Origin of the sequence: Streptomyces sp. NPDC046261 (assembly GCF_040646235.1) — a bacterium.
Classification (GTDB): Bacteria; Actinomycetota; Actinomycetes; order Streptomycetales; family Streptomycetaceae; genus Streptomyces.
Genome location: NZ_JBEYZU010000004.1, coordinates 56201 through 68398, shown reverse-complemented (window position 1 = coordinate 68398; position 12198 = coordinate 56201). Strand labels below are relative to the sequence as shown.

The following is a 12198-nucleotide window of genomic DNA, read 5'->3' as shown; positions in this document are numbered from 1 at the left end:
AATACATCACCGACCACCCTCACCACACACCCCGCCCACCTGGGACCCTGAACCCATGACCACACCCGCACCCCTGCCCTACGGCACCCCCGACACCCCCCGCCTCGCCGTCCGCGGCGAAGCCCGCCTCGAAGTCGACCCCGAGATCGCCCACCTCGGCATCACCGTCAACGCCCGCGGCACCGACCGCCGCAATGCCCTCCAAGACCTCACCCACCGCAACAGCCAGGTCCTCGACCTGCTGAAGTCCTACGGCGACGCCGTCGAGAAACTCGAGACCGGCCGCTTCACCATCACCCCCCAGCTCACCGAGAAGGGCCGCAACGAACGCGTCCGCGCCTATCACGGCACCGTCCACCTCACCGCCACCCTCGCCGACTTCACCGCCCTCGGTGAACTCGCCACCCGACTCGCCGAACTCGACCTCACCCGCGTCGACGGCCCCTGGTGGTCCCTGCGCCCCGACTCGCCCGCCCACCGCGACGCCCGGCAGCAAGCCGTACGCGAAGCCGTCCAGCGCGCCCGCGAATACGCCGCCGCACTCGGCGCCGAACTCACCGCGGTCGTCGAACTCGCCGACAACGGAGCCGAGAACACCGGCCTGCCCGCCTACCCGCCGCCCGCCCCCGGCGGAATGATGCGCACCGCCGGCTACGGCGGCGCCTCCGCCCCCGCCCCCGCGCTCGACCTCGAGCCCCAGCGCCAGACCGTGTACGCCCAGGTCAACGCCCGCTTTACGATGACGCGACCGGTGCTCTGAGGGGGCCGCGGAGCGCTCATCGGAGCAGCCGCCCGCACGTTTCACGAAGTGTCAACAAGCTTTTACTCAAGGGACGTTGGGGAGTTGCGAGGGGTCAATTCTCTACCCACCAGTAGGTCATAAGGTCGTGCCATGCGCCGAGCGAAAATCGTCTGCACCCTGGGCCCCGCCACCGACTCGTACGAGCAGATCAAGGCACTCGTCGAAGCGGGCATGGACGTAGCCCGCTTCAACCTCAGCCATGGCACCTACGTCGAGCACGAGGCCCGGTACCAGCGGGTGCGCAAGGCCGCGGAGGAGACCGGCCGCAACATCGGCATCCTCGCCGACCTTCAAGGCCCGAAGATCCGCCTCGGCCGCTTCCGTGAAGGCCCCGTACTCCTTGAACGCGGGGATGAATTCACCATCACCGTCGAGGACACCGAAGGCGACCGCCACTGCTGCGGCACCACCTACGACGGTCTCGCCTCCGACGTCACCAAGGGTGAGCGCATCCTCGTCGACGACGGCCGCGTCACCCTCGAGGTCATCGAAGTCGACGGTCCCCGCGTCAAGACCCTCGTCCTCGAAGGGGGCATGGTCTCCGACCACAAGGGCCTCAACCTCCCCGGCGTCGCCGTCTCCGTCCCCGCCCTCTCCGAGAAGGACGTCGAGGACCTCCGCTGGGCCCTCACGACCGGCGCCGACATCATCGCCCTGTCCTTCGTCCGCAGCGCACGCGACATCGAGGACGTCCACCGCGTCATGGACGAGGAGGGCTGCCGCCTCCCCGTCATCGCCAAGATCGAAAAGCCCCAGGCCGTCGAGAACCTCGACGGCATCGTCGCCGCCTTCGACGGCATCATGGTCGCCCGAGGTGACCTGGGCGTCGAAATGCCCCTCGAAACGGTCCCCATCGTGCAGAAGCGAGCGATCAAGCTCGCCAGGCGCAACGCCAAGCCGGTCATCGTCGCGACCCAGATGCTGGACTCCATGATCGACGCCTCCCGCCCCACCAGGGCCGAGGCCTCCGACGTCGCCAACGCCGTCATCGACGGCACCGACGCGGTGATGCTCAGCGGCGAGACCAGCGTCGGCAAGTACCCCGTCGAGACCGTGAGGACCATGGGCCGCATCGTGGCGGCGGCGGAGGAGGACCTTCTCGCCAAGGGCCTCCCGCCGCTGAGCGAGCGCAGCAAGCCCCGCACGCAGGGCGGCTCCGTCGCCCGCGCCGCCGCCGAGATGGGCGACTTCCTCGGCGCGAAGTTCCTGGTGGCCTTCACTCAATCCGGTGACACGGTCCGGAGGCTGTCGCGCTACCGGTCGCCCATCCCGCTGCTGGCGTTCACGCCCGAGCCGGCGACCCGGTCGCAGCTGAATCTGACGTGGGGGGTCGAGACGTTCCTGGGGCCGATGGTGCAGACGACGGACGAGATGGTCGACCAGGTCGACGAGTATCTGCTGCGGATCGGCCGGTGCCGGAAGGGCGACATGGTGATCATCACGGCGGGGTCGCCGCCGGGGGTGGCGGGGACGACCAACCTGGTGCGCGTGCACCACATCGGGGAGGACGATTCACCGAAGGGCTAGCCGGGCGGTCGGCCGGCGGGAGAGCGAAGGCCGTCAGGCACCGGAAGCGGCGCTACGCCTTCGAATCGAAGGTGGAGTGCCCCGGGTCGGACTCGAACCGACACTGTATGGGTTTTGAATCCATCGCCTGCTGCCAATTGGGCTACCGGGGCCTTGCAATCCAAGGGAAGTCTATACCCCCTCAGTGCTCAAAACTACATGACCTAGGTAGGCTCATGCAGCAGCACCTGCCCTACTGAGGAGACCCGTGACCGCCGCCGAGCCCCAGCCGCCCGTCGACGACGAGCCGCAGCACACCCCTCCGCACATCACCCGTGTCGTGATCGCCGAGGACGAGGCCCTGATCCGCCTCGACCTCAAGGAGATGCTCGAGGAGGAGGGCTACTCCGTCGTGGGCGAGGCCGGCGACGGGGAGACGGCCGTCGCCCTGGCGCGGGAGCACAAGCCCGACCTGGTGATCCTCGATGTGAAGATGCCGGTCCTCGACGGGATCTCCGCCGCCGAGCGGATCGCCGCCGAGTCGATCGCGCCCGTCCTGATGCTCACGGCGTTCTCGCAGCGCGACCTCGTGGAGCGGGCCCGGGACGCCGGGGCCATGGCGTATCTGGTGAAGCCGTTCAGCAAGAGCGACGTCGTGCCGGCCATCGAGATGGCCGTATCGCGCTTCACCGAGCTGAAGGCCCTGGAGCAGGAGGTCGCCGACCTCTCGCAGCGGCTGGAGACGCGGAAGCTGGTCGACCGGGCGAAGAGCGTGCTGCAGACGCAGTACGGACTGACCGAGCCGGCGGCGTTCCGGTGGATCCAGAAGACGTCGATGGACCGCCGGCTGTCCATGCAGCAGGTCGCCGAGGCCGTCATCGAGGACGCCAAGGAGAAGAAGGCGGCCAAGGAGCAGTAGCGGTCGTGATCACCCGAAGGGCCCGTGTCCGGCCGGACACGGGCCCTTTTCCTATGCCTTCAGACTTCCACCCTCAGGCTTCTGCCCTCAGTCTTCGCCGAGGTAGGCCTTGCGGACGGACTCGTCGTGCAGGAGGTCCGTTCCCGTGCCCGACAGGACGATCTTGCCGATCTCCATGACGTGGCCCTGGTCGGCGAGGGTCAGGGCGGCCTGGGCGTTCTGTTCGACGAGCAGGATGGTGGTGCCGGACGCCTTGAGCTCGGCGATGGTGTCCATGATCTTCTGCATCATGATCGGGGAGAGGCCCATGGAGGGTTCGTCGAGCATGAGCAGCTTGGGGCGGGACATCAGGGCGCGGCCCATGGCGAGCATTTGCTGCTCGCCGCCGGAGAGGGTGCCGGCCTTCTGGGAGGCTCGTTCGCCGAGGATGGGGAAGAGCTCGTAGGCGCGGCGTATGTCGTGGGCGATGGCGTCGGTGTCCTTGCGGAGGAACGCTCCGAGCTGGAGGTTCTCGGCGATGGTGAGGCGGGGGAAGATATGGCGGCCTTCGGGGGAGTGGGCGAGGCCGCGGGCGACGATCTCATGGGCGGGGACGCCGGTGAGCGGCTTGCCGTCGAAGCGGATGGTGCCGGTGGTGGGGGTGAGGAGGCCGGAGAGGGTGCGCAGGGTGGTGGTCTTGCCGGCGCCGTTGGTGCCGATGAGGGTGACGACCTGGCCCGCGTGCACGGTGAAGGAGATTCCCTTCACGGCTTCGATCTTGCCGTAGGCGACGCGGAGGTCCTCGACTTCGAGGAGGGGGGTCATCGCTGGTCTCCCTCGGTTTCGGTCGCTCCGGGCGTTCCGGTCGCTTCGGCCGCGGCTTCGGCGGCTTCGACTTCGGCTATTTCCTCCTGGCCGGGTGCGCCTTCGAAGGGTGTGCCGAGGTAGGCGGCGATGACGCGTTCGTCGGCTTGGACGGTGTCGGGTGTGCCTTCGACGAGTTTCTCGCCCTGGACGAGGACGGCGACGCGGTCGCAGAGGTTGAAGATGAAGCGCATGTCGTGCTCGATGACGAGGACGGCGGTGCCCTGTTCCCGGATGGCGCGCACGAGTGTTTCGGTGGCCCGGGTTTCCTGGGGGTTCATTCCGGCGGTGGGTTCGTCGAGAAGGAGGAGGCCGGGGTCGCTGGCGAGGGCGCGGGCGATTTCGAGCTTGCGTTGTTCGCCGTAGGGAAGGTTGCGGGCGAGGTGGTCGCGTTTGGGGGCGAGCTCGGTGAAGGCGAGGAGTTCCATGGCGCGTTGTTCGGAGGCTTGTTCGGCGCGGCGGAATCCGGGGCCTCTCAGGAGGGCGGAGAAGAGACCTTCTTTGGTGCGGGTGTGGCGGCCGACGAGGACGTTTTCCAGGACGGTCATGTTGGGGAAGAGGCGGATGTTCTGGAAGGTGCGGGCGATTCCGGCCTGGGTGACCAGGTGGGGTTTGGGCGGGAGGGTATGGCCCCGATAGGCGACGGTGCCTTCGGTGGGTATGTAGAGGCCCGTGAGGCAGTTGAAGAACGTGGTCTTCCCGGCGCCGTTGGGCCCGATGAGGCCGACGATCTCGCGGTGCCCGACGGTGAGGTCGACGGTGCGTACGGCGGTGAGTCCGCCGAAGCGCATGGTGACGCCGGTGGCGGTGAGCACGGGCGGGGTGGGTGTGGCGGTGGTCGTCATGGTGGTTACGCCTCCGCCTTGGTGAGGGGTGCGCCGCCGGCCGGGGAGGTGTTCTCGTGCTCGTGGAATTCGAGTTGTTTTCTGCGGTCGGCGACCAGACCTTCCGGCCGGAAGCGCATGAGGAGGATGAGGGCGAGTCCGAACAGCAGGAGTTGGTAGTCCTGCATGAAGTCCATTTTGCTCGGGATGAGGTAGAGCAGGGCCGCTCCCACGATGGGGCCGGTGATGGTGCCCATGCCGCCGAGGATGACGGCCGCGAGGAGGAACGCGGAGTTGGGTGGCACCGTGCCGGCGAATTGATATTGGTCGGGGGTGGCCGTGGTGATGACGTGGGCCTGGATGGTGCCGGCGAGTCCGGCGAGTGCGGCGCCGAGGGCGAAGGCGAGGAGTTTGAGCCGGAAGGCGTTGATGCCCATGGCGGTGGCCGCGGTTTCGTCCTCGCGGATGGCGATCCAGGCGCGGCCGATGCGGGATTCGGTGGCGCGGCGGAAGACGAGGACGACGGTGATGGTGGCCAGGAGCATGAGGAGGTAGTAGTTGCCGAACCGGCCGATGGGCGTGCCGAGGATGTCATGGGTCTGGCCGAAGTCGAATCCGAAGATGTTGAGTTCGGGGATGTTGGGAATTCCCATCGAGCCGTTGGTGATGTCGGGCCCGGTCTTTCCGTTGAGGTTGAGCATGGTGATGCGGAAGATTTCGCCGAATCCGAGGGTGACGATGGCGAGGTAGTCGCCGCGGAGCCGGAGGGTGGGGGCGCCGATGAGGACGCCGAAGACGAGGGAGGCGGCGATGCCGGTGAGGACGGCGGCCCAGAAGGGGAAATGGACGCCGATGGCGGATTCAGGGGAGCCGGAGACGAGGGCGGCCGCGTAGGCGCCGACGCCCAGGAAGGCGACGTAGCCGAGGTCGAGGAGGCCGGCGAGGCCGACGACGACATTGAGGCCGAGGGCGACGGTGGCGAAGATCAGGATGCTGGTGGCGAGGTTGGTGTAGGCGTCGTTGGTCTGGGTGAGGGGGAAGCAGGCGGCGGCGATGAAGGCGGCGGTGAGTGTGGTGTTGCGGTGTTTGGCGGTGAGGGCGCTGAGGCGGGTGGTGAGCCCGGCCCGGCTGATGGCGGCGAGGGCGCAGCCGGTGAGGAGGAGGTAGCCGACGAAGAGTTCGCCGTACTCGGTGTCGATGCCGTAGCTGAAGAGGTAGAGGCCGATGCCGAACGAGGCGGCGATGATGAGGATGTCCGCCCAGGTGGGCAGGGGCGCGGGGCGGGGCGGCCGTCGGGTGGTGAGGGTGTGGCGCAGGCGGCGCCAGAGGGTGGGTGGCCGGGTGCCGTTGTGGTCGTCATAGGGGTGGTCGGGTGGCAGGGCGAGGGCGGCGGCGAGGGTGAGGAGGGTGTCGGCTCCCGCCAGGTAGCCGCCGGGTTCGAGGTTGGCCAGGCCGCCGAGGTCGATGGCGATGGCGGCGAGGGTGTACCAGGTGGTGGCGAAGGTGCCGAGGGCGAGGAGGAGCGTGGGTGCGGTCCCGCCGGCGGGGGTCAGCCACCGCAGGCCGCGGGTGCCGTGGCCGGCGACGGCGAAGAGGAGGGTGAGGAGGGCACCGGCGAGGGTGATGGTCTGGAGGCCGCCGGGGTAGCCGGTGACGGTGAGGTTGCCGGGGAACCTGGCCGTCCAGGTCCAGGCGGTGAAGGTGGAGGTGATGGCGAGGGCGGCGCCGATGATGACGAGGACGCGCGCCGCGTCGGGGGGCAGGGGGATGAGGCCGCGGGACGGACGGGGCGTGGGGTGGGTGCCGGTCATGGTGATCACGCCCGATCCGCGACGCGTTCGCCGAGCAGGCCCTGGGGCCTGAGCAGCAGGACGAGGATGAGGAGGACGAAGGCCCAGACGTCCTTCCAGGAGCCGCCGCCGAATTGGGTCATGCCGGGGATCTCCTCGATGTAGCCGGTGGCGAGGGCTTCCGCGACGCCGAGGACGACGCCGCCGAGCATGGCGCCGTAGATGTTGCCGATGCCGCCGAGGACGGCCGCGGTGAAGGCTTTGAGGCCGGTGATGAAGCCCATGCGGAAGTCGACCTGGCCGTATTTGAGGCCGTGGGCGACGGCCGCGATGGCGGCGAAGGCGGCGCCGATGGCGAAGGCGATGACGATGATGCGGTCGGTGTTGATCCCCATGAGCTTGGCGGTGTCGGGGTCTTGTGCGGTGGCCTGCATGCCACGGCCGGTGCGGGTTTTGGCGACGAAGAGGCCGAGAGCGGTCATGCACAGCGGCGCGGCGATGAGGAGGAAGATTTCTCCCCGTTGGACGGTGGCGCCGAGGATGTCGAGGGATTCGCCCTTGAACTGCGGGAAGACACGGGCCTTCTTGGCGTCGGGGTACCACTTCCAGATGGCTTGCTGGAGGGCGATGGACAGGCCGATGGCGGTGATGAGGGGGGCGAGGCGGGGCGCGTCGCGCAGGGGGCGGTAGGCGAAGCGTTCGGCGGTGACGGCGACGGCGGTGGCGGCGAGGATGCCGCCGAGGATCATGAGGGGGAGGGCGAGGAGCAGGCCGGTGCTCTCGGGGAGGATGAGGTGGGCGGTCAGTGCGCCGAAGCCGCCGACCATGAAGATCTCGCCGTGGGCGAAGTTGATGAGCTGGACGATGCCGTAGACCATCGTGTAGCCGATCGCGATGAGTCCGTACATCGCGCCGAGGATGAGTCCGTTGGCCAGCTGTTGCGGCAGTTCGTGCACCGCCGGGCCTCCGTGGGATGGGAAGGGGTACGGGCGGTCGGCGCGGGCCGTGCGGGGTGGGTGGTCGGTTCGTACGGCCCGGCCGGTGGATGTGGTGCGCGGTGTGCGCGGGCGCGGGCGTCAGCGTTTGTACTCGGCGCTGTGGCGGGCTTTCCATGCCGCTGAATCGACCTGGTATGCGGTGATCATGGTGTTGGTGGTGTCGCCGTACTGGTCGAAGGAGACCGGCCCGGTGACGCCGTCGAACTTGACCTTGTTGAGGGCTTCGACGACCTTGGCGCGGGCGTTGTCGGGGAGCTTTCCGCCGTTGTCGGCGACGACGGCTTTGACGGCCTGGATGATGGCCCAGGTGGCGTCGTAGGTGGAGCCGCCGTAGGCCTCGTAGCGGTCTTTGTAGCCGGCGGCCTTGTAGTCGGCGATGAATTTCTTGGCGGAGTCGAGTTGTTCGACGGGCTTGCCGACGGAGGTGGCGTAGTCGCCGGCGGATTTCTTGTTGAGGGTGATGTAGTCACCGCTGTACATGCCGTCGCCGCCCATGAGCGGGGCTTTCACGCCGCCGTCCTTGAGTTGTTGGCTCAGCGGTGCCGCGGCGGGGTATTCGCCGCCGTAGAAGACGAGGTCGGGGTTGGCGGTCTTGACTTTGGAGACGATGGCCTTGAAGTCGCGGTCCTCGGGGTTGACGTGTTCGGTGCCGGTGACTTTTCCGCCGAGTGAGGTGAATTTGGCGGAGAAGGCGGCGGCGAGACCGACGCCATAGGTTTTCTGGTCGTCGATGACGTAGACGGTTTTCGCCTTGATCTGTTCGTAGGCGTACTGGCCGCCGAAGGCGCCCTGGATCTCGTCGGTGGTGGCCGTGCGGAAGTAGGTGGTGAACTGGCGCTTGCGGTTGTTCTGTTTCCAGTCCTTGCCCTGGGTGAGGTCGGGGGTGGTGTTGGCCGGGGATATGAGGGGGACGCTGTTGGCCTGGGCGACCTGCTGCATGGACTGGGCGACGCTGGAGTTCAGCGGTCCGACGATGCCGAGGACCTTTTTGTCGCCGACCAGTTTGGTGGCGTTCTGCTGGCCGGAGGTGGGTTGGGCCTGGTCGTCGAGCGGGGTGAGTTCGAAGGTTATGCCGGGGACTTCCTTGGCTTTGTTGGCGTTGGTGACGGCGAGGTGGGCGGAGTTTTTGATTCCTTGACCGAGAGCGGAGAGGTCGCCGGTCAGGGGGGCGTCGAGGCCGATGGTGACGGTGGTCTTCCGGTCGCTGCCGGTGTCTTTGTCCCCGCCGCCGTCGCGTGATCCGCAGGCGCTGAGGGTGAGGGCTCCCGCGGTGATCGCGGTGGTGAGGATGAGCAAGGAATGGTGTCGCACGGTGCTTCCTTTCCCTGGCGAGGCCCTCGCTGCGGAGGTGCCGTATCGCCGCCGGGCGGGAGGAAGGCAAGGCGGAACGGGAAATTCGAGAGGTGCGGAGAGGCCGTGTGCGAACCGCCCGGCGGGGTGGTGAATGGCCGTGACTCTAGGGGTGTGCGGCACTAAGGGGCAGAGGTGCAGGCCATGATGTGACTGTCTTGTTATGACGCAGGTCACTCGGGGGCGATTGTTTAACAGAGTCGGCTGTATGGGTCGCGCTGAGTAGACCGATGCCGCCCCCGGAAGCGTTCCGGGGACGGCATCGGTCGGGTGGGGCCGGGGGATTTCTCAGGCGGCGGAGGAGGTGTCGGCGGCCGCGCGGATGAGGCACGTGAGGCGGGCGGAGCACACGCGCTTGTCCTGCTCGTCGGTGATGACGATCTCGTAGGTGGCGGTGGTGCGTCCGCGGTGGACGGGGGTGGCGGTGCCGGTGACCAGTCCGGAGCGGACTCCGCGGTGGTGGGTGCAGTTGAGGTCCACGCCCACGGCGATGCGGCCGGGGCCCGCGTGCAGCATGGCGCCGACGGAGCCGATGGTTTCGGCGAGGACGGCCGAGGCGCCGCCGTGGAGCAGTCCGTAGGGCTGGGTGTTGCCTTCGACGGGCATGGTGGCGACGACGCGCTCGGGGGAGGCCTCGACGACGTGGACGCTCATGCGCTCGCCGAGGTGGCCGGCGGAGAAGAGAGCGCTCAGGTCGAGCCCGCTGCCGGCCCACTGGTCGAGGATCTCCTGCGGGAACGTGGTCTTGCTGTACTCGCCCATGCGTCGTGGCTCCGATCACCTTTGGTCGTTGTGTGGTGAAAGTTTTTTCAGCTGGACCGCTTCGGCGTCAACTGTCCTGATCGGCCCGCCGCTCGATCCTGATGACGAGGGACTTACTGGCCGGGGTGTTGCTGGTGTCGGCGGTGTGGTCCAGGGGGACCAGGACGTTGGTCTCGGGGTAGTAGGCGGCGGCGCAGCCGCGCGCGGTGGGGTAGTGCACGACACGGAAGCCGGGTGCGCGGCGTTCGCTGCCGTCGGTCCATTCGCTGACGAGGTCGGCGTAGGAGCCGTCGGCGAGATCGTGGGCGCGGGCGTCGTCGGGGTGGACGAGGACGACGCGGCGGCCGTTCTTGATGCCGCGGTAGCGGTCGTCGAGGCCGTAGATGGTGGTGTTGTACTGATCGTGCGAGCGCAGGGTCTGCAGCAGCAGCCGGCCCTCGGGCACGAGGGGGTAGGTGACGTCGGCGGCGGTGAAGTTGGCCTTGCCGGTCCTGGTGGGGAAGGTGCGGCTGTCGCGGGGGGCGTGGGGGAGGGTGAAGCCCCCGGGGCGGGCGACGCGGGCGTTGAAGTCCTCGAAACCGGGGATGACGCGGGCGATGCGGTCGCGGATGGTGCCGTAGTCCTTCTCGAACTCTTCCCATGGTGTGGTGCTGCTGGTGCCGAGGACGCGTCGGGCGAGCCGGCAGACGATGGCGGGTTCGGACAGCAGCCGCGGGCTCGCGGGCCGCAGGCGGCCGCGTGAGGCGTGCACCATGCCCATGGAGTCCTCGACGGTGACGAACTGCTCGCCGCTGTGCTGACGGTCGCGTTCGGTGCGGCCGAGGGTGGGCAGGATCAGGGCCCGGGCGCCGGTGATCACGTGTGAGCGGTTGAGCTTGGTGGAGACGTGGACCGTCAGGCGGGCACGGCGGACGGCCGCTTCGGTGACGGCCGTGTCAGGGGTGGCGGAGACGAAGTTGCCGCCCATGGCGACGAAGACCTTCGCCTGTCCGTCGCGCAGGGCGCGGATGGCGCGGACGACGTCGAGCCCGTGCTCGCGGGGCGGGGTGAAGCCGAATTCCTTCTCCAGGGCGTCGAGGAACGCCGTGGAGGGACGTTCGAAGATGCCCATGGTGCGGTCGCCCTGGACGTTGCTGTGGCCGCGGACGGGGCAGACGCCGGCGCCGGGGCGGCCGATGTTGCCGCGCAGCAGCAGGAAGTTGACGACTTCCCTGATGGTGGGGACGGCGTGCTTGTGCTGGGTGAGGCCCATGGCCCAGCACACGACGGTGCGTTCGGAGGCCAGGACCATGCGCAGGGCCGTCTCGATCTCCTCGCGGCGCAGGCCGGTGGCGCGCAGGGTCTGGTCCCAGTCGGCGGCGCGGGCGGCGCGTGCGAAGTCCTCGAAGCCGTGCGTGTACTCGTCGACGAACGCGGTGTCGACGGCGCCTTCGGTCTCCAGGACGAGTTTGTTGAGGAGGCGGAAGAGGGCCTGGTCACCGCCGAGGCGGATCTGCAGGAAGAGGTCGGTGAGGGGGGTGCCGCCGCCGGCGAGACCGCGGGCGTTCTGGGGGTTCTTGAAGCGTTCCATGCCCGCTTCGGGCAGCGGGTTGACCGTGATGATCCTCGCTCCGCCGGCCTTGGCCTTCTCCAGGGCGCTGAGCATGCGGGGATGGTTGGTGCCGGGGTTCTGCCCGGCGACGATGATCAGGTCGGCTTTGTAGAGGTCTTCCAGCAGGACGCTGCCCTTGCCGATGCCGATGGTCTCCGTGAGCGCGGAGCCGGAGGACTCGTGGCACATGTTGGAGCAGTCGGGCAGGTTGTTGGTGCCGAACTCGCGGGCGAAGAGCTGGTAGAGGAAGGCGGCTTCATTGCTGGTGCGCCCGGAGGTGTAGAAGACGGCTTCATCCGGTGTGGCAAGGGCGGTCAGCTCGTCGGCGATGATGCCGAAGGCCCGCTCCCAGCTGACCGGCTCGTAGTGGGTGGCGCCTTCGGCGAGGTACATGGGGTGGGTGAGGCGGCCCTGCTGGCCGAGCCAGTAGCCACTGCGGCCGGCGAGGTCGGCCACGGAGTGCTCGGTGAAGAAGGCGGGGGTGACGCGGCGCAGGGTGGCTTCCTCGGCGACGGCCTTGGCGCCGTTCTCGCAGAATTCGGCGGCGTGGCGCTTGTCGGGCTCGGGCCAGGCGCAGCCGGGGCAGTCGAAGCCGTCCTTCTGGTTGACCTTGAGGAGGGTGAGGGCGGTGCGGCGGACGCCCATCTGGTCCTGGGCGATGCGCAGCGTGTGGGCGATGGCGGGCAGCCCTGCGGCCGCGTGCTGCGGGGCGGTGACGTCGGGTGCGTCCTGTACGGGATCGCCGGTGGGCGGCTTGCCTGCCATCTCGCTCCCCCTTGAGCGGTCGGTGTGGTACGCGGGTGTGCGCGTACG

General features: G+C 68.6%; 10 protein-coding genes and 1 tRNA gene. 3 read left to right on the top strand and 8 right to left on the bottom strand.

Features of this window, described 5'->3' with window-relative positions; all coding sequences use genetic code 11:
* Positions 1 to 55: 55 nt before the first annotated feature.
* Complete coding sequence (locus ABZ956_RS09735; protein WP_361889585.1) at positions 56 to 760, top strand: SIMPL domain-containing protein; 705 nt, start codon at positions 56 to 58, stop codon at positions 758 to 760.
* Positions 761 to 892: 132 nt separating this feature from the next.
* Positions 893 to 2329, top strand: a complete 1437-nt coding sequence (gene pyk, locus ABZ956_RS09730; protein WP_361889582.1) for a pyruvate kinase — start codon at positions 893 to 895, stop codon at positions 2327 to 2329.
* A gap of 77 nt (positions 2330 to 2406) precedes the next feature.
* Here pyk and ABZ956_RS09725 read toward each other — a convergent pair.
* Positions 2407 to 2481 (bottom strand) — tRNA-Leu (locus tag ABZ956_RS09725).
* A 95-nt stretch (positions 2482 to 2576) separates the two neighbouring features.
* Here ABZ956_RS09725 and ABZ956_RS09720 point away from each other — a divergent pair.
* The gene (locus ABZ956_RS09720; RefSeq protein WP_361889579.1) at positions 2577 to 3227 is read left to right on the top strand and encodes a response regulator; all 651 of its coding nucleotides are present in this window, start codon (positions 2577 to 2579) and stop codon (positions 3225 to 3227) included.
* 87 nt (positions 3228 to 3314) lie between these two features.
* Here ABZ956_RS09720 and ABZ956_RS09715 read toward each other — a convergent pair whose 3' ends face one another.
* From ABZ956_RS09715 to ABZ956_RS09685, 7 genes are all read right to left on the bottom strand, one after another.
* A complete protein-coding gene (locus ABZ956_RS09715; RefSeq protein WP_361889576.1) occupies positions 3315 to 4031 on the bottom strand; it encodes an ABC transporter ATP-binding protein in 717 nt (238 codons plus the stop codon).
* Complete coding sequence (locus ABZ956_RS09710) at positions 4028 to 4915, bottom strand: ABC transporter ATP-binding protein (protein ID WP_361889573.1); 888 nt, start codon at positions 4913 to 4915, stop codon at positions 4028 to 4030. Before ABZ956_RS09710 ends, ABZ956_RS09715 begins: the two co-directional genes overlap by 4 nt.
* Before the next feature lie 5 nt (positions 4916 to 4920).
* Complete coding sequence (locus tag ABZ956_RS09705; protein ID WP_361890475.1) at positions 4921 to 6705, bottom strand: branched-chain amino acid ABC transporter permease; 1785 nt, start codon at positions 6703 to 6705, stop codon at positions 4921 to 4923.
* A gap of 5 nt (positions 6706 to 6710) precedes the next feature.
* Positions 6711 to 7640 (bottom strand): branched-chain amino acid ABC transporter permease, encoded by a 930-nt coding sequence (locus ABZ956_RS09700; RefSeq protein WP_361889566.1) that lies wholly within the window; start codon positions 7638 to 7640, stop codon positions 6711 to 6713.
* Positions 7641 to 7760: 120 nt separating this feature from the next.
* The gene (locus ABZ956_RS09695) at positions 7761 to 8978 is read right to left on the bottom strand and encodes a branched-chain amino acid ABC transporter substrate-binding protein (protein WP_361890472.1); all 1218 of its coding nucleotides are present in this window, start codon (positions 8976 to 8978) and stop codon (positions 7761 to 7763) included.
* Between the two features lie 342 nt (positions 8979 to 9320).
* Positions 9321 to 9794 (bottom strand): hotdog fold thioesterase, encoded by a 474-nt coding sequence (locus ABZ956_RS09690; protein WP_361889563.1) that lies wholly within the window; start codon positions 9792 to 9794, stop codon positions 9321 to 9323.
* Between the two features lie 67 nt (positions 9795 to 9861).
* Positions 9862 to 12150 (bottom strand): FdhF/YdeP family oxidoreductase, encoded by a 2289-nt coding sequence (locus tag ABZ956_RS09685; RefSeq protein ID WP_361889560.1) that lies wholly within the window; start codon positions 12148 to 12150, stop codon positions 9862 to 9864.
* Positions 12151 to 12198 lie beyond the last annotated feature (48 nt).